The organism is Cryobacterium sp. TMT1-2-1 (genome assembly GCF_004403955.1).
Taxonomy (GTDB): Bacteria; Actinomycetota; Actinomycetes; order Actinomycetales; family Microbacteriaceae; genus Cryobacterium; species Cryobacterium psychrotolerans.
In genome coordinates, this window is record NZ_SOHC01000064.1 from 101,854 (window position 1) to 122,721 (window position 20,868).

Sequence of the window (20,868 nt, forward strand, 5' to 3'; positions counted from 1 at the left end):
TGGGAATTTCTGTTCTCCATACTTGCACACGCCTCGAGCTGTCTACCCCTTTTAGCGAGGTAGCGCTGTGCCTTCTTTGGGTGCCGATGGGAAGAGCGTGCCCGGCGCTGACAGGGTTGCTCGCTGGCCTGGCCGTCGAAAGGGAGCAGGACGATACCCCTCGCTCTGGGAGTGATGCGAGACAGCGGCCGCCCCTAGTATTTGGATCTCCCCCATAACTGTGAACGGACATCCATGCGCACGATAACCGCGATTGTTGGCTTGACGGCATTGTTGATGACCGGGGGCGCGGTCGTTGCCCCCAGCGCGAGCGCGGCCACGTCCCTGAACGGGAAGACTTGCACCATCGTCGGCACCTCCGGGAACAACACGTTGCGTGGGACCAGCCGCAACGACGTGATCTGTGGTTTGGGTGGCAACGACGTCATTTACGGCGGCAGCGGAAACGACACCCTCGACGGCGGTTTCGGCAATGACGCTCTCTTCGGCCAGGGCGGCGGCGACACTCTCATCGGCGGCGCCGGCAGCGACACCGTGTCCTATTCAGGAACGACTCTCGCAGTGACAGCGGACCTGGACGGCGTCATCGGTGATGATGGCGTGTTGGGGGAGAAAGACACCATCCGGACAGACGTCGAACACATCGCCGGCGGCTCGGGCAGCGACCGCCTCACCGGGAACAGCGGGAACAACACGATGAGCGGCGGGACCGGCAACGACACGATCAGTGGCGGGTACGGCAACGACACCATGGTCGGCCAAGGCGGTGCTGACGTGTTCTATGGCGGCGCCGGGACTGACACGGTCTCCTACGCCAAGGCCACCACTCGAGTCGTCGCGGACCTCGACGGCATCACCGGGGACGACGGCGTGACCGGCGAACGAGACACAATCAAGACAGATGTTGAAAACCTTGTTGGCGGCGCCGCGGGCGACGTCCTGGCGGGGAACAACGGTGCGAATGCATTGGTGGGAGGTGCGGGAAGCGACACTCTGGGCGGCGGTGCAGGCAACGACACTCTCACCGGCGGGTTGGGAACTGACACGAGTCGAGGCGGTAGCGGAACAAACACCTGCGAGATTGAGACGGGTGAGACGCGTGACTGGACATGCTCCCTGATCAGCAATCTCAGTCACCTGCTGAGCACCGTTGCAGGCTCGGTCTCCTCGCCCGGGGACTACATGGCTGGTTGCTTTGTCGGGGTCGCCTCACCCAGCGGCGGCGGTTTCGATGCCGGCTCATACATCACGCCAGGGGGAAGCTTCGCCTTTTCTTCACCCAGAGGGCCAAAGCAAGGCCTCATTCTCAAGGCAAATGGTTCGACCTCGTGCCCCTTCCATTTCCACCTCGGCGTGTTTTCGGTATCAAATGAGATGGGGCCCCTCAAGTACGTCTTGCCGGAACTGGTCACGGTGAAGGTGGTTGTGAAGAATGACCTTGGAGCAGTCATCCCAGGAGTAAATGTCCTCATCACGCCGCTCTACAATTCCCTCTCCATTGCAGGCACCGGAGGCAGCGGGACTGCCAGTTTCGGCATGATTCAAGTCGTCGGTATTTCGAACTCACAAGGAGAGTTCCAGTTCAAGGTTCCCCGTGGAGCCGGCGTGACGGTCAATGCCACGGCGAGCTTTGCGGGGATAACGATGGAGGCCAACCCTGTGAGTATTGAGACCGAGAAGACCCTGGTTGCAAACGTCGTCTTTGGCTGACGATTCAGGGCGTTGTGCATAGTCTCGCCCCGTCGCCCGGTAGTGGCGGGCGCGGGGCGGGGCTACCGAAGATCCAGGACGTCTGGGGCCTGACCCTTGCTCAGTTCACCGTGGCCGGCGCCCACGCGCGGGTCAGCACCTCTGCCGTAGCCGGGCGGCCGAGGAAATATCCCTGGGCGAGGTCGCAGCCGAGGAGTCGGAGGTGCTCGAGCTGTTCGGGAGTCTCGACTCCTTCCGCGACGCAGGTCATCCCGAACTCGTGGGCGAGACGCACGACCGCCGCGACCAGTGCCGCGTCACGGGGGTTGGTCGTCAGGCCGGCGACGAAGGAGCGGTCGACCTTGAGTTGCTTGGCGGGGAGGTAGCGAAGGTAGGAGAGGGAGGAGTATCCGGTGCCGAAGTCATCGATCGAGAGCGAGGCGCCGGTCTCGGCAAGGGCGCTGACGGTGTCCATCATCGTCGAGCGGTCCAGGATGAGCGCGGTCTCGGTCATCTCCAGCACGAGGTCGTCATGGGTGAGACCGTGTTCGGCGATCGTTGCATCGATCAGGTCGACGAGGCCCGCGTGCAGCAGCTGAACCGGAGAGAGATTGACCGAAATCGTGAAATCGGCCGGCACCACTCCGGCTCGCTTCCAGTCGCTGAGTTGCCGCAGGGCCTCGTTCAGTACCCACTCGCCCAGCGGCACGATCAGGCCGGTGTCTTCGGCGATCGGGATGAAGTCGTCCGGCGGAACGAGACCGTGCTCTGGGCGATTCCATCGCACCAACGCCTCGACGCCCTTGAGTGACCCGTCGGCAAGGGTATGGATCGGCTGGTAGTGCAGCACCAGCTCGTCTCGTTCGAGACCCTCGCGGAGAGCGGTTTCGATGTCGAGCAGGCGCCCTGCCTCCCCGCCCACCCGGAGGTCGAACAGGGTTGTCTGGTTGCCCCCGCGGCTCTTCGAGAGCCGCATCGCCGCGCTCGCTTCCCGGAGCAGGTCGGTGGGGCCGTGGCGCTGGGCGGCGGCGGCGATTCCAATGGAACCGGTCACTCGCGCCTCGGCGCCGTACCCGTCGGCGGGCAGCTGGATGGCGTGCAGGATGCGCTCGGCGACCATGCCCGCTCCCGCGGCATCCGTGTTCTCACACAGCACCAGGAACTCGTCGCCGCCCAGCCTGGCCACCGTGTCCTGGGCACGGGTCGCCGCGACCAGCCGCTGCGCGGCCTGCAGGAGCACCGCGTCGCCGGTGTCGTGGCCCAGGGACTCGTTGATGAACTTGAAATTGTCGAGGTCGATGAGCAGGAGGGCGACGGGACCATTTGGCACACGCCGGGCCAGGACCCGCTCGAGGGTCTGAGTGAGCAGGAGCCTCGTCGGCAGCCCGGTGAGCGCGTCGTGGTGTGCGCGGCGGGCGAGCTCGGCGTCTTCGGCGCGGCGCAACAGATCTGCGACGGAGGGATGGACGGTCACGATTGCACCTCGCTGGGAGCGGTGCCTCTTCGGGGATCCCGTGTGCGCGATGGTGCAAGGTGGTTCATGGGGCCCAGTTTCATTGGTCGAGCTCGCGTCGCGGCGAGTGTGCCTCTGGAAACCTTAACACCCCCGTTGCCGGCGGGACGACCGTCCTACCCCCCAAGCGGGGAACTGGGACGCGTGGCGCTCATGTGTCGGCTGCGCGGCGGCTATGCCGCGCCTGCGCGGTGGGATTTAGCCGAGCCGAATTCGGCTAACGTGAATCAACGATATGGGGGCCGCCATGGTGGCGATCGCAGAAGCGGCTCAGGCCGAACAGGTACGGGCCGGCGCACGATTCGGCTCGTGGCCGAGCTGGGTCATGGCGCTCGTGCTGGCGCTGTACCTGGCCGGCATCTCGTTCGGCAGCGACGACGGGTTCAGCCCCCTGGTGGACGGCTGGCTCGGGTTGCTCAGCGTGTGGGTTCCCGTCTTCGTGGGCGGGCTGGCGCTGTACCGCGCACGATTCCGGCAGCTGGAGCTGGTGCTCGCCTCGGTCGCCATGGCGTCGTTCGCGGCCGGAGACACCTACTACGTGCTCGCCAGCGCCGGCGGCGTGACGCTGCCGTATCCGTCGCTGGCCGACATCGGGTACCTGGGCTTCTACCCCCTGATGCTCGCCGCGCTGGCGGTGCTGGTGGGCCGCAACGCGCGGAAAATGGCCTGGCCCGTGGTGCTGGACGGCGCCCTCGGATGCCTCACCGCCGCCGCCGTGCTGGCCGTGCTGCTCGACCCGATTCTGGGCTCCGCCGTCGAGGGCCCGGCCTCGCTGGCCACGGTGGTCGCCGTCGCCTATCCCCTGTTCGACCTGCTGCTCGTGGCCGCGTTCGTCGGCATCGGCGCCTCCCAGGGCCGAAGCGTGGGTTCCCGGTGGATTCTGCTCGTGCTCGGCCTGATGATCTCCGCCGCCGCCGACGTCGGCTATGCCCTGCTGGAACTCACCGGCCTGTATGTTCTCGGCACCCCCCTCGACATGGGCTGGGCCACCGGTCTCGCCCTGATCGCCTGGTGGATCGCCGGCTCAGCGCGCGGAGGCAGCACGCGCGCGGTCTCGGCGCGGTCGATCCCGGCCCAGACCGTACCGGTGCTCGCCACCGTCAGTGCGCTCACGGTGCTCATCCTGGCCAGCGAGCTCGACGTCCCACCCCTGGCCGTGGCGCTCGCCAGCCTGGCCCTCGTGCTGGCGGCCGCTCCCCTGGTGTTCCGGCAGCGCATCCGGCTCGCCGACATGCACCGCCAGGCCATGACCGACGAGCTCACCGGGCTGCCGAATCGACGAGCGCTGTACACCGAGGTGCCGCCTCGGCTGGCCGCGGACCAGCGGCGCCGGAGCGCGCTGCTGCTGCTCGACCTCGACAAGTTCAAGGAGGTCAACGACAGCCTCGGCCACGACGTCGGCGACCGGCTGCTGGAGCAGGTCGCCGCTCGGCTGCTGGGTCAGCTGCGCGCCGCTGACCTGCTGGCCCGGCTGGGCGGGGACGAATTCGCGATCCACCTCGACGGATGCGACATCGGCCAGGCCGAAACCGTTGCCCTGAAGCTGCGCGCGGCGCTGGCCGAGCCGTTCACCCTCGCCGGGATCACCCTGCAGGCCAGTGCCAGCATCGGGATCGCCATGTACCCGGAGCAGGGCGAGGACCTTACCGTGCTGCTGCGAAAGGCCGACATGGCGATGTACAAGGCGAAGTCGACCCGGAGCGGGCACCACGTCTACCTCGACGACGACGACGACAGCCACGGCGGGGAGCGGCTGCGCACCCTGGATGAGCTGCGCAGGGCGCTGCTCGACGACCAGCTCGTGCTGCACTACCAGCCCAAGGTCGACCTCTCCACCGGCGCCGTGCGCGGCGTGGAGGCCCTCGTGCGCTGGGAGCATCCGGGGCGCGGCCTGCTCTACCCGGATGCGTTCCTCGTGCTCGTCGAGGAGGCCGGCCTGATGCCGGCGATGACCCAGATCGTGTTCGAGAAGGCCCTCGACCGGGCCGCGACCTGGCAGGCGCAGGGCCGGGCGCTGTCTGTGGCGGTCAACCTGTCGGCCAGCTCGCTCGTGGACGCGGACCTGCCCGATCGGATCGGTGCGATGGTGGCCGAACGCGGGCTGGCGCCATCCGTTCTCGTGCTCGAGATTACCGAGGACTTCTTGATGGCGGACCGGGACCGGGCGCACGCCATCCTCACCCGGCTTCGCGCCATCGGCGTTCGGATCGCCGTTGACGATTTCGGCACCGGTTACAGTTCGCTGGCCTACCTGCGCGAGCTGCCCATCGACGAGCTGAAGCTGGACAAGTCGTTCGTGATGCCGATGGCCGACAACCCGCGTGCGACGGCGCTGGTGGCCTCGACCATCGCCCTCGCGCACAGTCTCGGCCTGCGGATGGTCGCCGAAGGGGTCGAAGACAGCGTCGCCTACGCCGACCTCGCCGGCTACGGGTGCGACGTCGCGCAGGGTTTCTACATGTCGCGGCCGATCCCGGCGGCCGAGCTGGACGCCTGGTTGGCGAGCCGCGATCCGGCGGGTGTGCGGCCTGAACCGGCGGCCTACTCGTAAACTGCGAGGCGCGCCTCAGGCCGCCTGCGCTCTTTCCTCTCTTAGACGATCACGGCGCGGAGTTCGGCGGCAGCGGCACCCACGTCGGGGGCGCCGTAGATGGCGCCACCGGCGACGGCGACCTGTGCGCCCGACTGCTGCACAGACGCGATGGTGGAGGCGTTGATGCCGCCGGCCACCGAGAAGGGCACGCCCGATGCTTCGCCGTCGCGAAGCAGCGTCGAGAAGGTGAAGCCCTCTTCGGCCTGCTCGTCGAGGCCGGCGTGCATCTCGACGAACAGGGCGCCGAGCGCCACGACCTCCTTGGCACGCTTGGGCTTGTTGCTGACGCCGATCAGGTCGACCACAATGCCCTTGCCGTGCTTCTTCGCGGCTTTGACCGCGCCGGCGATGGTGCTGTCGCCAGCCAAGCCGAGCACGGTCACCAGGTCGGCACCGGCGGTGAAGGCGATGTCGGCTTCGAGCTCGCCGGCATCCATGGTCTTCAGGTCGGCGAAGACGATCTTGTCGGGGTGGGCGGCCTTCACTGCGGTGATGGCCGAAAGGCCTGCGCTCTTGATCAGCGGGGTGCCGAGCTCAAGAATGTCGACATGCGGTGCCGCGGCGGCGGCGAGTTGAAGTGCGGCCTCGGTGGTGAGGGTGTCCATGGCGAACTGGAGTTTCATTGTTCTTCCTTTGTTTCGGGTGGATAGACAGGGAAAAGGGGACGCCGATTACTCGATGTTTGCGTGGCGAGGCCAAAGTTGGTCCGCGTTCTGTCCACTTCGGCGCCAGAGCGCGTGGAAAAGTGCGTCCCCGACGATCACGACAGTCTGTTCGAAAAGGCTGCCCGCGTACTGCGCGGAGGCGTTTCCGGATCTGTCGCGCTTGTCGGCGGCAGGCACGATGACAGTCGCTACGGAAAGCTGCGCCAGTGGTGATTGTGACGCGGTGGTGATCGACGCCACGAGCGCTCCAGCACGCACTGCGGTGGTTGCCGCGCGAACAATTCCGGCGGTCGTGCCCGAGCCACTTGCGGTTAGTAGCACATCCCCTTTTCCGATGGCCGGGGATGTCACTTCTCCGACCACGTGAACGTCGAGGCCGAGGTGCATGAGGCGCATCGCGGTCATGCGCAGGGCTAGCCCCGACCGGCCGGCGCCGAGCACGAAGACGCGCGGAGCCTCGGCGACTAAATCGGCGAGAACCCCGAGCGCGTACGGATCGTCGTGAACCAGTCGTTCGATGACGGAGTCGAGTTCACGCACGATGCGCGTCAGCGAGGAATCAGCGCCGGTGTTCAATACGTCCATGCCTCCATGCTCGCGCAGCGCCCCAGATGAGGCCCCCACCTGACAGACCAGTATTACTACCCGATTGGGTAGGTAGGGCAAGATGGGTGGGTGACCACTCGAATCGAAGACTCGTCGATCCCCTCCCCCGCGTCGCGTCGGCTGCTTCTCGAGCACGCCCGAACTGTCTCCGAACAAGCCGACCGCCACGCAGTGACACTCGAGTCCCTCTTGGCTGTCCTTCGATCCTCGCGGGTGGACGACAAGGCGGCTCGCACAATGACCATAGATATCGCCGCCACCGCTCTGGTGGAGATTCGGATGACCACAGATCAACAGCGCGGAACAATGCTCGAACCGGTCGTGGGTGCATTTGCCCGCCTACGGAATGACCTGCGCCCTCTCGAACGGTTTGGGGACCTGGAGGTCCAGTTTGTGGAACCGCCGGCCACGGGCAGGGCGTTGCCGGGCGAAGTAGCTCACGCGGCACGCGCGATCGTGCGGAGTGCAGTGCTCGCCTTCGTGGATAGTGGCGCTGCCCGCCGCGTGAGGATCCAATGGGACTGCGACGGACTCAATCTTTTGATCGGCATTCGCGACGACGGTGCGGGAGATCTGTCGCACCACGATGATTCCCTCCGCCCGATTGCGGAGCGGGTGAGTGCCTTAGATGGTGAGTTCGCGGTGTCGTCGACTCCGGGCTGGGGGTCGTTGCTAGAGGTGCGTCTGCCGCTGGATCCCCCGAACGAACCCGAGCCGCTCGAAGACGTCGTCGCCCTGTCGCACAGGGAGAGGGAGGTGCTGCGACTTGTCGTTTCGGGTGCACGAAACAGCGAGATCGGGTCGCAACTGGATATCAGCAACAACACTGTGAAGTTCCATGTGTCGAACTTGTTGCGGAAAGCGGGCGCACGTTCTCGCGCAGAACTCGGCGCGCTTACGCGCTGACAGGTGGTCGTGACCACCGCTACCGGCCGCATCGCTGCCGAGTCCGCTGGGATCAGCGCTCCGGATGAAGTTCCTTACTCCAGACCACCGCACCGTTGGCGTTGCGCAAACTCACAGAAAACACGTCCTCTTCACCAAGATCCACGTGGCCGAAGTACTGGTTCTCGCCGCTGCGAGGTGACTCGTTGGCGTAGCTGCCGGCCTTGGAGAACTCCACGCTGGGGCCAAAGGTTCCATCCATCTGGTTGGGACCGAAGCTGCCGGCGTTGATAGGCCCAGCCACGAACTCCCAGAACGGGTCGAAGTCCTGGAACACCGCCCGTTCCGGCGAGTAGTGGTGCGCCGCGCAATAGTGGACATCCGCGGTGAGCCACACGACGTTCCTCACCCGGTGGCGCTTGAAGGCGGAAAGCACGCCCGCAATCTCCAGCTCCTTGCCCAGCGGAGCACCGTTGTCCCGGTTGGCCAGAGACTCCTGGTTCACCGGGCCGTCCGAAACGATGAGGCCAAGCGGCAGGTCCGCCGCGATCACCTTCCAGGTGGCCGTGGACTGGCGCACCTCCCGGATGAGCCAGTCGACCTGTTCCTGGCCGAGGATGTTGGTCTGCTGGGCCTCCTTGCCATCGGTGTTGGGGTCCTTGAAGGTGCGCATATCCAGGCAGAAGATGTCCAGCTGTGGTCCCCGGGAGATCTTGCGGTAAATGCGCGCCGGTTCAAACCCGGTGCTGCCGTCGGTCAGCTGGGCAATGGGCTGGTTCTCCTGCCAGGCCTGGCGGGCGCGGGCGGCCAAAACATCAACGCGCCGCTCGGTGTAGCGGGCATCGGTCAGGATCTGGCCGGCGTACCAGTTGTTATGCGTCTCATGGTCATCCCATTGGGCGATCACCGGAACATCCGCGTACATGGCCCGGAGATTGGCGTCCAGATGGTTGTAGCGGTGCCGCCCCCGGTACTCCTTCAGCGTCTCGGCCACCTTGGACACCTCCTCGGTGACGATGTTCCGCCACAGCTTCCCGTCCCGTTCGGTCACCTGGGCCTGGATGGGGCCGTCTGCGTAGATGGTGTCCCCCGAGTGAATGAAAAAATCCGGTCGTGTAGCGTGCATCGCGGCGTAACCACGCATGCCACCGATCTCCTCATTGATGCCCCACCCCTGACCAGCGGTGTCGCCAGTCCACACAAAGCTCTGGCGCCGCGGGGCGGAACCGCTGCCGTGCCGGCCCTGGCCCGGTGCCGTGCTGAAAGAGCCCTGCGCAGCCTCACCGAGGTTCCCGTCCACATCCTCAAACTGGAGACTGAGGGCAAAATGCGTTCCCGAAGGAAGGTCCCGAGAGTTGATCCTGGACGTAAAATCGGTGGCTTCACTGGCAGGACTGCCTCGTAGGACGCGCTCAAAGGCACGGCCGCCGCCCAGCGGAGACCCGCCGTCGTCTACCGCGCGCAGGGTAGCGACCAGCAGACCCTGTCCGGACCCGCGGGACCAAAGGACTCCGGAATCGGTGGTCACGTCGCCCGTGGATATCCCGCTCGGCAAGGTCAAACGGTTCCGAACCAGGGGAATGGCCGCGGGACGGGCAGCCTGGGCGGCCCCGGCGGCACCAGGTGCGGCGACGGCGAGACCGGCCGCGGCAATGGCAACGGTGAACATGGAGCGGCGGGTGAATTCTGTCATCGTTCCACCCTTGCCGCACTACATAAACCCCCAGTGACTCCAGCATGAACTTGGAGGCAAGCCAAGGTGCCCTGCCTTGCGGTCAGGGATGCGATTGGATCCGGCCGTCAGGCCGCCGCGGGCTCAGGCCGCCGCGGCGCCTTCGACCCAGACGGCATCGGAGGCCACGCTGCCGAGGTGAATCTGCCCGGCCTGACCCCGGACCTGGATCGTCATGACCGCGGAGTTCGAGCGATGCTTCCGCACCGTGAGTCGCGTTCCGGCGGCCAGGCCCAGCTCGGCCAGATAGGCGAGCAGGGTCGGCACGGCGTCGGAAACGCGCACGATGGCCATCTCCCCGCCGGCCGTGGCATCGGTGAGCTTCATCACGACGGGGCGCACCGGGCGAGCCTGCGTCGGGGGCGAGGTCGGGGTTGCGGGGGCGGATGCCCGGAGGTGGTTGTCCATGCGCTCCACGATCGCGTCGGAGACGCTGCGCTCCAGATTCTCCACCTCACCGCGCGCGTCGTCGCCGGTGTAGCCGAGGGTCTGGATCAGGAAGGCCTGCAGGATCCGGCGCCGACCCGCCGTGCCGATCGGGCGAGCGCGTGCGGCAGCCGTGATGTCGGCCGGCCTGGTATCCGCCGGCCTGGTGTCGGCTGGGCTGATGTTGGCCGGTCTGGTGGGCGCTGCGAACAAGGCCTGAGCAGTCATCCGGGTCGATCCATCCAATTCGGTGGGCCGGCTAACCCGAAGGTCCCGTGCCTTTGCGACCCCGCCTTACGACGAGTGTGCCATTTCGTTTGGCGTAGAGAACCGCCGCGGTGATCCAGTGATCGCCCCTCCTGAACCTAACAGTGCGGCACGGCCCGGGGGAAGCCCCACAACGGGGAGTCTGTCCCCCGTTTTCGGTCTTGCGCGCCGCACGGTTTCTGCATCGTTCGGCTGGTGACATTCGCTCGGAATCGGCGTACCGTTTTGGGTGAGGGTCATCGCGGAGTCATCCCGGGCCCGCAGTTAGGGAGCACGAAATGCCTGACAAATCACCGCACCGGCACCATGACAAGAAGCCGGGAAGGTCCATCAAAGAGAAGCGCGCCGAGAAGCGGGCCAAGGGCATGACCGAAACCACAACGGATGCCGTTTCGCACATCAAGAAGCACTAGCGGCTGCTGACGGGCTCGGTGCTGCCGGGCTCGGTCCTTGGTGCGCCCTCGGACATGCTGATGATTTCGCTCGCCGGGCCGCGCTCGCGAGGCGCAGGTCTTCCCTGGTTGCCCACCGCTTCTGGTCGAAGACGTTCTTCTGCAGTAGCGCGAAGAACGACTCCATCGCGGCCTTGTCACCGCAGGCTCCGACGAGGCCCATCGCGTCGTGGTTGGCCGAATAATCCACGAGGAGCAGCACCCCGAGGGCTCGTCCTCGGAGGGCGCACGTGTCGATCCGGCCCCTGTTTGGCGTGAGTGGAACCGGGCAAGCGGGTGGCCGCGGTATCCGCGTTCGTGTGAGGGCGTGGCTTCATGGAGCCGACGTGCTCCACGTCAATCAGAACATCAAGCAGGCCGATGGGCCTCCGATGCTCAGTAGCTTCCGGGACGACAGCGGGTAGCCGCTGTATTCACGGCACCTGGGGGCGCCGTGATGATTGAGGGATATGTTGGGTCGAGCCGGGAGCGGCATCGGAGCCGGTCGAGGCAGCGCCGGTCCGTATTACTCCCCACGAAGGAGATTCAGTGTCGAATCAGTGGCATGAACCGTGCGCAGCGGCAGATCTCGAGGTCTGCAGTCTGTCCGATCATGAGTGGCGTGTGGGTGATCGCCGGCGGAATGAAAGGTCGCCCGAGAAGGTGCTCGGTTACATTGAGAAACGTGGTCCTGTTTTTGAAGTCATGAACATGGAGGCGCCACGACGGCATCTCATGTTTGATCGTTTCGAGTCCGCGGTCGCATCGTTTGCGTCAGTCTTCCCGACTTAGATTTTGTCCACGGCGTTGACGCCGACTTCTCAATTCACTCGGCCAGCGGAATGCCAGTCCAGGGAAAGGACGTACCGGGTTGATCCGGCTGTGGATTTACCGTCACGCCGAACGTTTCCGAGTTGCGTTCGCCTCGGGGACAACTTGACGGAGGCGAGAGTCAGGCGCTGATGTGGAATGTATTAGATGGTGTGTGTCAAACCACCCAAGAGTGCCGCAAGGTTCTGGCTCGCACATGAGAGGGTTGCGGGAGAGCAAGCCAGACCGTGGCCGCCGTGCATAAGCGCTGGTCGAAGCGATAACGAGCATGCGGAGCAAGCCAAATGATGGATCGGCATCACGACCAGACTGTGCCGGGTACCCGTGTCCTGGGGAGTGAGGGTCTCCTGCCTGGGGTGGCGACTCCTGCCGAGGGGCTCGCAGCGGTCGTTGACCGCATGCGTGGTCTAGTTGGAGCTCTGTCCATCGTTGCCGAGGGCCTGAGCCTGGAGATCGTGCTGGAACGCTTGGTCAGGATGGCCTGCCAGCTCGTGGATGCAGAGTTTGGGGCGCTGGGTGTGATTGGCGATGACGGCTCCCTGGACCAGTTCATCACGGTCGGTTTCGACGCTGAAACGACGAAGCTCGTTGGGCCGCTTCCGACCGGGCACGGGGTTCTGGGCTTACTCATCCGCGAGCCACGGCCGCTCCGCTTGCACGACTTGGGTAAGCATCCCGCGGCAGCGGGGTTTCCACCGAACCACCCACCCATGGTGTCGTTTCTGGGTGTTCCCGTCCGCGTTCGGGATGTTGTGTTCGGGAATTTGTACCTCACCGCAAAGCGTGGCGGGGGCGATTTCACTTCGTCGGACGAGGAACTGGTGGTCGCGCTGGCCGCAGCGGCGGGCGTCGCCATCGAGAACGCGCGTCTTTTCGAGAAGTCCGAACTGCGCAGGAAGCAACTCGAGGCCGGCGTGGACGTGGCCAGAGGGATCCTGGACTCTGTCGATAACGAAAACCAGGAGGGCCTCGATCTCGTAGCCCGGCGGGCCATGCTCGAAACCGGGGCGGACTTCGCTTTCCTGGGTTTCCCGACGGAGGAGAACAGCCAGATGTCGTGCGTGGCGGCCGCGGGGCCAGGCGCGGCGGCTCTCGTCGGCCGCGTGGCGGCTATCCGTGCCTCCGCTCTGGCCGAACTGGAAATCCGGGGGCCCGCGATGGCGTTGCGGGAGTCTCCACTCGTTTTCAGTAGGATTGGCGTCGGAGTCGACGAGGGGCCGGCGATGGGCCCAACGCTGATGGCGGCGGTCCACCGTCGCGGCGGACGAGGTGGGGTGTTGGTGCTCTCCCGGCGCGCCGGATCCTCAGGATTCGGTCCAACCGACGTCGAGATGGGCGCCGTGTTCGGCGCGCATGTGGCGATGGCGCTCGAACTGACCCAGATCAACCAGGCGAGAGAGCAGCAGGCCGTTTTCGGCGACCGTGACCGGATCGCCCGCGACCTGCACGACGTCGTTATTCAGCGGATCTTTGCGGCTGGTCTGAGCCTGCAGGGCATCCGTCATTTCACAAGCGACGTCAGAGCCCTCGAGCGAATCGAGACGGTCACAGAAGAATTGGATGGAACCATTCGCGAAGTGAGACGCACCATTCACTCACTCAGCGGAATCTCCCCCACAACAGAGACCTTGAATAGCCGGATCCTGAGTGCCATCAAGGACAAGACGGACTGGCTTCCTTTCTCTCCGCGCGTGCTTCTCTCAGGTCCTCTCAGCGAGGATATCGGAGTCCTCCTGTCGGAGAACCTGCTGGCCGTCATTTCCGAAGGACTCAGCAATGCCGCGCGCCACTCCGGGGCAACCTCGATCGACGTTTCCGTGAAGGTCGGGCAAGGCCGGGTGAAGCTCCTCATCTCCGACAACGGACACGGCTTCTCGGGAACAGTCAAGCGCAGCGGCCTGGACAACCTCAAACATCGAGCAAAAGCCTGCGGCGGGCGTATGGCCGTCTCGAGCGTCCCGGGGGAAGGAACCCGCCTCGTGTGGTCCGCGCCAATCCGCAGGGTTTAGCGTCGCGGTTTGTCCCCGCCCCTCGCGACGAAGACCGCCGCCTGGGTGCGGCGGTGGAATCCCATCTTCGCCAGCATCGACGACACATAGTTCTTGACCGTTTTCTCGGTCAGGAACATCGCATTGCTGATCTCCCGGTTCGTGAGCCCCTCACCGATCAGGCTGAGTACCCTCCGTTCCTGATCGGTCAGCGGCGCCGACCGCGGATCCCGCAGATTCGGGTCCGCGAGGTTCTCAAAGATCCGCGCCCTGTCCCTGGGGTCGAAAAGAGTCTCATGGGCCGCGGCCCGGCGTATCTTGTCGAGCAGATCGGCACTGTGGATCTCTTTGAGCACGTAGCCCGCGGCGCCGGCCAGGACAGCACCGCTCCGCGCCTGGTCATCGTCGTAACTCGTCAGGATGAGGCACTGGACCGCTGGTGCGGTTGACCGCACATTGCGGCACACCTCCACACCGGTGCCGTCCGGGAGTCGACCATCCAGAATTGCCACGTCCGGACGCAAAGCCAAGATCCTTTCGGTTGCGTCCTGCGCCGAACCGGTATCCCCGACAACCTCGAAACCCTCCTCCGCCAGCAGCTCCCGCAGCCCGCGCCTCACCAGCTCATGGTCGTCCAGGATGAACACTCGGATCAGAGATCCGGAGCCTTGCGCTTCACCCGACAATGACGCTGATGCCTCATCCATGTTTCTCCTTCACCAAGTCCGCGAGTACGTCACTGCCCACAGAAGCGGACGCGATGTACTCCAGCAACGGGTTCGCCCGTTCAGACCATTGTCGCGCGCCGGGACGCAACCGAACTAGAGCATAAAGTCCAGTGTGTTCGAGATGGGTGAAGTCCCCGGCCCCCCTTCTGGGCGGCGCCACCGAGAAAGGTCGATTCCGGTGTGGCAAGCACACCCGAAGAGCGCGAAACCGAGGACTTATTGCTCTACAGTTCAGCCGAATCGGGCCCGTACCTTGAGAAATGTCAGCGTGATCGGGTGAAGAACGAAACAGAGACTCGGAAGCCTGGCGTCAGAACGTGCACGAGAGCACCACTTGAATGACAATCAGCTGGGGGGAAATAACTGTGAATACGCTGCTTCGTTATGGTTCGGTCCGGACCGCTGGACAGGCCCGGCTGTCTCCGGTCTCATCGACGGGCTTACTCGCCTTGATGCGGGATGCGCGGAAGGCACTCTCATGAGCGCGGCCCTGCAAGCATCCTCGACTTCGTCCTCACGCGCCCGATATAACTCAGGATCGACGGATCCGTTCGGTGACTACCTGCGCAGGATCGGCAAGGAATCGCTGCTCACCGCTGAGGACGAGGTCGACCTCGGCCGGCGAATCGAGGTGGGCCTCTTCGCGGCCGAGAAGCTGCACCAAGGCGTGTCCGACACGGTTCACCAGCGCGAATTGGCGTGGCTCGCCCATGATGGGAAGCGCGCGAAGAAGCGTTTCATCGAGGCCAATCTGAGGCTCGTGGTCAGCATCGCCAAACACTATTCCGGTCGTGGCGCTCTCATCATGGATATTGTCCAGGACGGCAACATGGGCCTGATGCGTGCGGTGGAGAAGTTCAACTACATGGCTGGCTTCAAGTTCTCGACTTATGCGACGTGGTGGATCCGCCAGTCCATCCACCGCGGCATGGCAGACAAGGTGAGAATGATTCGCGTCCCGGTGCACACGGCCGAGAAACTCAACAAGATAAAACGGATCCGCCGGGACCTCACCAACACGCTTGAGCGTGAGCCGACCGTGGGAGAGATCGCGGAGGCCAGCGATATTCTGCCCCACGACGTGTCGAGACTACTGAAGTACGATCAGGAACCGATTTCTCTGTCTGCGCCGGTTGGCGACGGGACCGGTGACATTTCGGAGTTGATCATCGACGGTGACTCAATGCAACCCGACGAGTACGGGATGCTCGTCCTGCGAACGACGGATATTTCCTTCTACCTCACGGCGCTGCCGGAACGGGAACAGTCGATCCTGCGCGCCCGCTTCGGCCTGAACGGCGATAGACCCCGAACCTTGGAGCAGGTGGCCGTAGTCGAGGGTGTGACCCGCGAACGAGTCCGACAGATCGAGAAACGCGCGTTGGCGCTGCTGGCCGTTCCGTGCTTGCGGTCGTACTTGATCGATTAGGACGTGCGCGGAGCGGTCACGCTAGGCAAGCCGTGCCCTGCCCTGCCCTGCCCTGCCCTGCCCTGCCCTGCCCAAACTTCAAGGCTCCACCGAAAAACCCCTGACCTTCGCCCTATCTTCGAATGCTCGCTGAGCGGGAAGTATATTCAATGAGACTCACGTGCCCCTACTGCCGCTCACACGCGCGGCTAACACCAAACCCGGCCCATGCCGAGAGAGACACACTTCCTCGCTACGTGTTGAAATGCTCAGGATGTGACCACACGACAGTGGGACGCGAACCAGTTCGGGTGCCCCTGGGCGCCTCAACCGGGCATTTGGGATTCGCACGATGAAGGCTGGCATCGAGGGCGGCGGCTACACGATGAAGTCGGGGGTCAACGTCGCCTCCTTGAGGAATGCGACCGTGGATCCTGGGTCAATGCCCCGGGATCATGGCCTCGGCTCGAGTTCTCTGGCCCTGACCACGCCATACTCAAGCCATGCAGTCTGATGCCTCCGCACCGACGCTGAAGGAACTCGGGGCAGCACGCGCTGACCTTGACCGTTGGGAGCACTACTCCGACCACCCTGGCTTCATCGTCAAGGCCGGCGGTCAGGAAGCCTACGACGCAGAACTTGGACGGCGTTTCCAACAAGTCACTGCGCTGGAATCCCGTTCGAACTAATCAGCACTCCCCTGCGGGCAGGTTTCCGATTGTGCTGGGCAAGGCTCAGTTGGAGCAGTCGGAGAGCGCGCTTGAGGTGCTGGGAAAAGCATCAGAGCTGTTGTCCGCGCTGGCCAAGAGTTCACAAATCAGAACCCCGCCGCTGCCGGATCAGCAAGCGATCCCGGCCACGTTCCGCAAACCCCCCTCCAACGAGTAGCGTTCCAGACGGTCGGCGATCTGACCTGCATGGGTATGCCGAGAATCGCGTTCTCCTCGGCCAGAATCGCGATGCGCTCATTCGCCGTGAAACGGTGCCTCGTCGTTCGCTGACGCCCCTGCGTCAGCCCCGGCTGTGCAAGAGGCCGAGTTGCCCACGGGCCCACAGTGGCAGCACGCGTTCGAGGCGTTCGTCGAGGGATCGCGGTTCTCGTGTCGGCTGACGTTTTACGAAATCACCAGCTGGCGGGGCGAATATGGATTCTGCCTCTGCCATGGAGCCGACGAAGAAGGTTCGCATGGGATCACCGAACTCCAGCACCTCGTGCTGGTCTGCGTTCAGACTGATGAAGCCGATGAGTGAGAAAGGACTGTCCCAGGGCACTCGTCGGTCGCTCACTCTCCATTCGCCGTCGGAGATCTGGGTGAGCTGGACATCGTCTGGCGTCCGCACTTCACGCTCATCGGGTCTCATCGCGATTTCTCTTCTCTTGTCTGGTTGCGGACCGAAGCTAGTTGCAGCGCCCGGAAGCGCCCGTGTTGAATGACCTGAGGTGGCCTTGAAGCGGTGAGTTCAGCCTCGTGGAATCAGTGTGATACACGGACTTCTCAGCTCACAGGGCCAAAGGTCCCGAGGTTGCGAGGTTGCGAGGTTGCGAGGTTGCGAGGTTGCGAGGTTGCGAGGTTGCGAGGTTGCGACATGTAGCACTGGGGACCTCAAAACCACCCAACTCCCACATCTGGGACGCATCAACGGTCGCCGCCCTCGACGCCATCACGAACAAGTACGAGCGCCACGGCAAACGCGCCGTGATCGAGGGCCTCAACGAATCCAGCCCCACCATGCACACCCGGCTCGCCGGAAACATGGGCGCCGGTCACTAACCACCTGCTGAAGGGGGCCGGGTTTGTGAAAACCGGAACCTCCGTGCAGGAATTAGCTGTTTCGTCCGGTTTTTGGGCCTCCGCATCAGGCAGTCTGCGTCGAGAATGATGCCATAAGCCGGCCGCAGCCGATCTGATCGACCGACCCTGCAAGCTGGATCAGCAGGGCATCGCCCACCGTCTCCGAGCTCGCGATGAGGAGGTCAAGGACCGCAATTTGGCTGCTAATCAGCACAGCGTCCTCGTCGATATCGACAGGCCCGTGGGCGCGCGCGAGGCCGAGGAGAGCGCCTGCGTGGGTCTCCGCCACCAGACACAAACTGAGGTCATCGTCTTGCTGTGACAACGTGTCGTCGAATGCGGCGGTTACCTGCTCTTCAGGTACGGCGCGGCCGATCAGGGTCTTGAAAGCTTCTCGGCGCCGGGGTCCGAGGTTCTGAATGAGGAACTCGTCTGTAACCACGCGTGTGTCTGCCTTCGCATCTAGTCGCACCGGCGTCTCGGCTGGCAAGACCGGCGACGGCCCGGCGTTGGACTTCGCACGCATGGTTGCGCTCATCGGCTTGACGATCGCGCTGACGCTATTCATGACCCCTCCGGGGTGGGGCGAGAAAATGGGAAAGTTGAGGAATGCGAAGATCTCAGGATCGTGTCACGGCCAGCGTCCGGGCTGGGCGAACCGCGAGGCGGGGGCCGGATGACCGACCGGCCCGCGGCGGAACCTCAGATTCAAGCGTTGGTATCCGCTCGCTGGAGATCACCAGGCCCTGGGAACTGGCTGCGGATCGGGTGAGTTCCTCGAGCCAGTGCGGATTGATGGTGGGCACGCTCCCGCCGGCGAATTTGAAGTAGAGGGGGATGGCGGGGTTGAGCCACACCGAGCTGCGGCCGCCTCCCCCCTGGGCGGAGTCGTTCCAGGACAGCGAGAAGCTCTCCCCGCGACGAAGTTTCTGGATGACGACGATTTGAACATGGGTCAAGGTTCGATCGTCGATGTCGACCACAACGCGATCGTAGGTTAGAGACCCCATGCTGCGCTCCCGGTTTCTGTTGTCATGGTTCGATTGTCGAGAATCGGCCCGCCCCAGGAGTAGGGCACAAAGTCCCCCTTCTGGCGGACATGGCAGGAAGACACGACAAACGCGCTTGATCAATCGCGCGCCGACGGGAAAGGACGCCCCGAAGCCGATCCCAGCCCATCGGGCGAACCTGAATGGCAGGATGCGAGCCTCGTGCTTTCAGTCCCGCAGGTACCGTTCGAGCCGCGGCACGTGCAGCAGGGCGAGCGCGCGCTTCTCGATCTGGCGGACGCGTTCCCCGGTCACGCCCTGGAACCGGTCATGAAATCGTTCCCCCACGGTTGGGTCACGCTCAAGCATGCTGGTGAGCTCTTGGCGGGTCCGTTTGATCTTGTTGAGTTTGTCAGCCGTGTGCACGGGGACGCGAATCATCCGTACCTTGTCGGCCATGTCGCGATGGATGGACTGGCGGATCCACCACGTCGCATAAGTTGAGAACTTGAAGCCGACCATGAAGTCGAATTTGGGACTGCCCCGAGTTCAGTTGACTCAAGGGGTTAGTGGTTTCAGGCGGCCTTGAGGGCCATGTGTATTGTCTCAAACTCGATCGGGGTGAGCTTGCCAAGGCGGCGTTGCCGGCGCTTCCGGTGGTAGGTCCGCTCGATCCAGACGACGATCGCGAGGCGCAGTTCCTCCCTCGTCGTCCAGCGCTGCCGGTCGAGGACGTTCTTCTGCAGGAGCGCGAAGAAGGACTCCATCGCGGCGTTGTCGCCGCACGCGCCGACGCGTCCCATCGACCCAGTGATGCCGTTGTTCCTCAGCACCCGCAGGCGAGCACGCCATGGTGTCTTTTCGCGGTTGTGTTGGCGGCGCGGTTCCGGATAACGGGTTTCTCCCAAGATAATCCGCTCACGTCGATGCTCGAGTGGGCAGCAATGACGACGCCGACGGCCATTGGCGGCGCTTGCGCCTTGTCGGCCACTGCCCTCCCCGGGGCTTCTGTGACCCGGGCCCCCGTTGCGGCCCGTGTCCTGTCTGGGTGGGTGCGATCATCGGTGGGCGTTCACTGGTCCGCCATTGTGAGTTGTGAGGTAAGGAGTATCTGTTTCATGTCGAATCGTCGTAAGTTCAGTGCCGAGTTCCGGGCCGAGGCCGTAGAGCTGGTCATTTCATCAGGCCGACCGATCGATCAAGTTGCCCCCGAGATCGGTGTTGTCGAGGGGACGCTGGGCAATTGGGTTCGCGTCTGGAAAGAGGAACACCCCGAGGCCGACGCTGCCGAGCCTGGCCCGGTTGAGTGGGCCAAACACAATGCCTTGCAAGCCGAGAATGCTGAGCTGAGAGGTTGAATTCCTAGGAAAATTCAGCGCCTTCTTCGCCGCGAAGCAAGGATAAACGGCGTCGCCCTCACTCGCACAAGGGAGGTCTACAACCAGCCGCCCCGCTGGCCGCTCACCACGACCGCCACCAAAAGGCAGCGGCGCAGAAAAAAACACAACAGATTGTCTCAAGAACTTGACGGGCGCAATCAAAGAGAACCGCGCCGCGAAGCGGACCAAGGGCATGACCGAAACCCCAACGGATGCCGTTCGCACATCAAGAAGCACTTGCGGCTTCTGACGGAACGAGTTGGCGTCGCGGGATTGCCTGCGCCGGGGCATCCGCTCGCTGGGTGTTGTGTGTCGAACCTACGGGCGCGCGCCCGTAGGCTCGCCCCTACGCAAGATCCAGGTCGTCCCAACCGAGGGAGTCAGGGTCCGCCTTCGTCTCGAAGAGGGTGAGGCGAGGAGTCAGGGACAAGTTCTGGATGCGGCCGCGCAGATAATCGACCACCTCGGTCGTGTCGGGTTCGGTGCTGCCGGTCTCGGCCTCCGGTGTGCCCTCGGACATGCTGATGATTTCGCTCGCCGGGCCAACCACGAGCTGCACGACCACCGGCTCGCCACCGAACCCGACAGCCGGCAGCTCGACCACCTCGGCGCCGTGGTGATCGCGTATCGCGGCGACCAGGAGCAGGAGAGAATCGGCCACTCGATCAGCTGTCAGGAACGACGCCCCACTGTACGAAATTCTCTTCATGCTGTCACCCTTTACCCGGTGTGCGGTGGGGGCAAGGGGTGTGGCTGGGGGTGGGCTGAGTGTTGGTGAGTGCGGGGCCATCGTCGTCGCTGTGGCAGAACGCCTCCCGCTTGGCCTCACTCGTGTCCTCGCTCTTGTCCTCGCTCTTGTCCTCCACAGGGCGGGTCCGGGTGAGGTTGTCGCGACACGGTCGAACATAACTGCGGATGTCGGTGGGTGCTGAGAGAATCTCAGTA

The 20,868-nt window shown here is 64.3% G+C and carries 21 protein-coding genes, 3 pseudogenes and 1 riboswitch; of the genes and pseudogenes, 9 read left to right on the forward strand and 15 right to left on the reverse strand.

The features are described 5' to 3' along the window. The first annotated feature begins 234 nt into the window (after nt 1-234). Nucleotides 235-1,710, forward strand: a complete 1,476-nt coding sequence (locus E3T33_RS11490; RefSeq protein WP_092322808.1) for a calcium-binding protein — start codon at nt 235-237, stop codon at nt 1,708-1,710. A 100-nt stretch (nt 1,711-1,810) separates the two neighbouring features. On the opposite strand, the gene E3T33_RS11495 is transcribed toward E3T33_RS11490, so the two are convergent. Further along, entirely contained in the window at nt 1,811-3,163 is a 1,353-nt protein-coding gene (locus E3T33_RS11495; protein WP_092322806.1) for a bifunctional diguanylate cyclase/phosphodiesterase, read from the reverse strand. A 286-nt stretch (nt 3,164-3,449) separates the two neighbouring features. Here E3T33_RS11495 and E3T33_RS11500 point away from each other — a divergent pair, with 286 nt between their 5' ends. After that, the gene (locus E3T33_RS11500; RefSeq protein ID WP_166784480.1) at nt 3,450-5,753 is read left to right on the forward strand and encodes an EAL domain-containing protein; all 2,304 of its coding nucleotides are present in this window, start codon (nt 3,450-3,452) and stop codon (nt 5,751-5,753) included. Nucleotides 5,754-5,794: 41 nt separating this feature from the next. Here the strand turns inward: E3T33_RS11500 and hxlA are convergent, their stop codons facing one another. Both hxlA and hxlB read right to left on the reverse strand, forming a co-directional pair. After that, nucleotides 5,795-6,418, reverse strand: a complete 624-nt coding sequence (gene hxlA / locus E3T33_RS11505; protein ID WP_092322802.1) for a 3-hexulose-6-phosphate synthase — start codon at nt 6,416-6,418, stop codon at nt 5,795-5,797. Nucleotides 6,419-6,466: 48 nt separating this feature from the next. After that, the gene (gene hxlB, locus E3T33_RS11510) at nt 6,467-7,126 is read right to left on the reverse strand and encodes a 6-phospho-3-hexuloisomerase (RefSeq protein ID WP_241982924.1); all 660 of its coding nucleotides are present in this window, start codon (nt 7,124-7,126) and stop codon (nt 6,467-6,469) included. A gap of 177 nt (nt 7,127-7,303) precedes the next feature. On the opposite strand from hxlB, the gene E3T33_RS11515 reads away from it, so the two are divergent. After that, complete coding sequence (locus E3T33_RS11515) at nt 7,304-7,972, forward strand: LuxR C-terminal-related transcriptional regulator (RefSeq protein ID WP_241982925.1); 669 nt, start codon at nt 7,304-7,306, stop codon at nt 7,970-7,972. A 52-nt stretch (nt 7,973-8,024) separates the two neighbouring features. On the opposite strand, the gene E3T33_RS11520 is transcribed toward E3T33_RS11515, so the two are convergent. Beyond that, complete coding sequence (locus E3T33_RS11520; protein WP_134575339.1) at nt 8,025-9,644, reverse strand: alkaline phosphatase D family protein; 1,620 nt, start codon at nt 9,642-9,644, stop codon at nt 8,025-8,027. A 123-nt stretch (nt 9,645-9,767) separates the two neighbouring features. Further along, entirely contained in the window at nt 9,768-10,337 is a 570-nt protein-coding gene (locus E3T33_RS11525; RefSeq protein ID WP_092322796.1) for a metal-dependent transcriptional regulator, read from the reverse strand. Between the two features lie 18 nt (nt 10,338-10,355). Then, a riboswitch (cyclic di-GMP riboswitch) is annotated at nt 10,356-10,429 on the reverse strand. Between the two features lie 225 nt (nt 10,430-10,654). Between E3T33_RS11525 and E3T33_RS15690 the strand changes: the two genes are divergently transcribed. Next, a complete protein-coding gene (locus E3T33_RS15690) occupies nt 10,655-10,789 on the forward strand; it encodes a hypothetical protein (protein ID WP_256332716.1) in 135 nt (44 codons plus the stop codon). Between the two features lie 85 nt (nt 10,790-10,874). Here the strand turns inward: E3T33_RS15690 and E3T33_RS11530 are convergent. Beyond that, a pseudogene (locus E3T33_RS11530) lies at nt 10,875-10,994 on the reverse strand (IS3 family transposase); the annotation flags it as partial. A 1,000-nt stretch (nt 10,995-11,994) separates the two neighbouring features. Between E3T33_RS11530 and E3T33_RS11535 the strand changes: the two are divergent. Further along, nucleotides 11,995-13,647 carry a GAF domain-containing sensor histidine kinase gene (locus E3T33_RS11535; protein WP_241982926.1) on the forward strand — a complete coding sequence of 551 codons (1,653 nt, stop codon included), beginning with the start codon at nt 11,995-11,997 and terminating at the stop codon, nt 13,645-13,647. On the opposite strand, the gene E3T33_RS11540 is transcribed toward E3T33_RS11535, so the two are convergent. After that, on the reverse strand, nt 13,644-14,333 hold the full coding sequence (locus E3T33_RS11540; protein WP_092322793.1) for a response regulator transcription factor: 690 nt from the start codon (nt 14,331-14,333) through the stop codon (nt 13,644-13,646). The genes E3T33_RS11535 and E3T33_RS11540 overlap by 4 nt on opposite strands. 499 nt (nt 14,334-14,832) lie before the next feature. Here E3T33_RS11540 and E3T33_RS11545 point away from each other — a divergent pair, with 499 nt between their 5' ends. The 3 genes from E3T33_RS11545 (at nt 14,833) to E3T33_RS15290 (ending at nt 16,650) form a co-directional block, all read left to right on the forward strand. Continuing rightward, complete coding sequence (locus E3T33_RS11545; protein WP_134575340.1) at nt 14,833-15,783, forward strand: sigma-70 family RNA polymerase sigma factor; 951 nt, start codon at nt 14,833-14,835, stop codon at nt 15,781-15,783. A gap of 482 nt (nt 15,784-16,265) precedes the next feature. Further along, nucleotides 16,266-16,451, forward strand: coding sequence for a hypothetical protein (locus E3T33_RS11550; protein WP_134575341.1), 186 nt, complete (start codon nt 16,266-16,268; stop codon nt 16,449-16,451). A gap of 31 nt (nt 16,452-16,482) precedes the next feature. After that, entirely contained in the window at nt 16,483-16,650 is a 168-nt protein-coding gene (locus tag E3T33_RS15290) for a hypothetical protein (protein WP_166784481.1), read from the forward strand. 123 nt (nt 16,651-16,773) lie between these two features. Here the strand turns inward: E3T33_RS15290 and E3T33_RS11555 are convergent, their stop codons facing one another. Further along, nucleotides 16,774-17,124: a hypothetical protein gene (locus tag E3T33_RS11555; protein WP_134575342.1), complete on the reverse strand. Its 351-nt coding sequence runs from the start codon at nt 17,122-17,124 to the stop codon at nt 16,774-16,776. A gap of 257 nt (nt 17,125-17,381) precedes the next feature. Between E3T33_RS11555 and E3T33_RS11560 the strand changes: the two are divergent. Further along, nucleotides 17,382-17,534, forward strand: a pseudogene (locus E3T33_RS11560) (sodium-independent anion transporter); the annotation flags it as partial. A gap of 85 nt (nt 17,535-17,619) precedes the next feature. Here the strand turns inward: E3T33_RS11560 and E3T33_RS11565 are convergent. The 7 genes and pseudogenes from E3T33_RS11565 to E3T33_RS15460 form a co-directional block, all read right to left on the reverse strand. Beyond that, nucleotides 17,620-18,123, reverse strand: coding sequence for a hypothetical protein (locus E3T33_RS11565; RefSeq protein WP_134575343.1), 504 nt, complete (start codon nt 18,121-18,123; stop codon nt 17,620-17,622). 52 nt (nt 18,124-18,175) lie between these two features. Next, nucleotides 18,176-18,565, reverse strand: coding sequence for an ATP-dependent DNA ligase (locus E3T33_RS11570; protein ID WP_174775369.1), 390 nt, complete (start codon nt 18,563-18,565; stop codon nt 18,176-18,178). A 207-nt stretch (nt 18,566-18,772) separates the two neighbouring features. Further along, entirely contained in the window at nt 18,773-19,066 is a 294-nt protein-coding gene (locus tag E3T33_RS15695; protein ID WP_092322785.1) for a hypothetical protein, read from the reverse strand. A 53-nt stretch (nt 19,067-19,119) separates the two neighbouring features. Next, nucleotides 19,120-19,401, reverse strand: a pseudogene (locus E3T33_RS11580) (IS3 family transposase); the annotation flags it as partial. 324 nt (nt 19,402-19,725) lie between these two features. Next, nucleotides 19,726-20,160 carry a hypothetical protein gene (locus E3T33_RS15595; protein WP_241982927.1) on the reverse strand — a complete coding sequence of 145 codons (435 nt, stop codon included), beginning with the start codon at nt 20,158-20,160 and terminating at the stop codon, nt 19,726-19,728. A 109-nt stretch (nt 20,161-20,269) separates the two neighbouring features. Beyond that, complete coding sequence (locus E3T33_RS11590) at nt 20,270-20,632, reverse strand: hypothetical protein (protein ID WP_134575344.1); 363 nt, start codon at nt 20,630-20,632, stop codon at nt 20,270-20,272. A 4-nt stretch (nt 20,633-20,636) separates the two neighbouring features. Beyond that, nucleotides 20,637-20,868, reverse strand: a 232-nt coding sequence (locus tag E3T33_RS15460; RefSeq protein ID WP_206750195.1) for a hypothetical protein, incomplete at its 5' end; no start/stop codon positions are given.

Bases quoted from the DNA above. Each gene is read 5' to 3' on its own strand.
- E3T33_RS11540 (WP_092322793.1), bottom strand. From the start codon at position 14,333: ATGGATGAGGCATCAGCGTCATTGTCGGGTGAAGCGCAAGGCTCCGGA.
- E3T33_RS15695 (WP_092322785.1), bottom strand. From the start codon at position 19,066: ATGGTCGGCTTCAAGTTCTCAACTTATGCGACGTGGTGGATCCGCCAG.
- E3T33_RS11570 (WP_174775369.1), bottom strand. From the start codon at position 18,565: ATGGGGTCTCTAACCTACGATCGCGTTGTGGTCGACATCGACGATCGA.
- E3T33_RS11555 (WP_134575342.1), bottom strand. From the start codon at position 17,124: ATGAGACCCGATGAGCGTGAAGTGCGGACGCCAGACGATGTCCAGCTC.
- E3T33_RS11545 (WP_134575340.1), top strand. From the start codon at position 14,833: ATGAGCGCGGCCCTGCAAGCATCCTCGACTTCGTCCTCACGCGCCCGA.
- E3T33_RS11565 (WP_134575343.1), bottom strand. From the start codon at position 18,123: ATGAATAGCGTCAGCGCGATCGTCAAGCCGATGAGCGCAACCATGCGT.
- E3T33_RS11490 (WP_092322808.1), top strand. From the start codon at position 235: ATGCGCACGATAACCGCGATTGTTGGCTTGACGGCATTGTTGATGACC.
- E3T33_RS11590 (WP_134575344.1), bottom strand. From the start codon at position 20,632: ATGAAGAGAATTTCGTACAGTGGGGCGTCGTTCCTGACAGCTGATCGA.
- E3T33_RS11500 (WP_166784480.1), top strand. From the start codon at position 3,450: ATGGTGGCGATCGCAGAAGCGGCTCAGGCCGAACAGGTACGGGCCGGC.
- E3T33_RS15690 (WP_256332716.1), top strand. From the start codon at position 10,655: ATGCCTGACAAATCACCGCACCGGCACCATGACAAGAAGCCGGGAAGG.
- hxlA (WP_092322802.1), bottom strand. From the start codon at position 6,418: ATGAAACTCCAGTTCGCCATGGACACCCTCACCACCGAGGCCGCACTT.
- E3T33_RS11550 (WP_134575341.1), top strand. From the start codon at position 16,266: ATGCAGTCTGATGCCTCCGCACCGACGCTGAAGGAACTCGGGGCAGCA.
- E3T33_RS11525 (WP_092322796.1), bottom strand. From the start codon at position 10,337: ATGACTGCTCAGGCCTTGTTCGCAGCGCCCACCAGACCGGCCAACATC.
- E3T33_RS11520 (WP_134575339.1), bottom strand. From the start codon at position 9,644: ATGACAGAATTCACCCGCCGCTCCATGTTCACCGTTGCCATTGCCGCG.
- E3T33_RS11515 (WP_241982925.1), top strand. From the start codon at position 7,304: ATGACCATAGATATCGCCGCCACCGCTCTGGTGGAGATTCGGATGACC.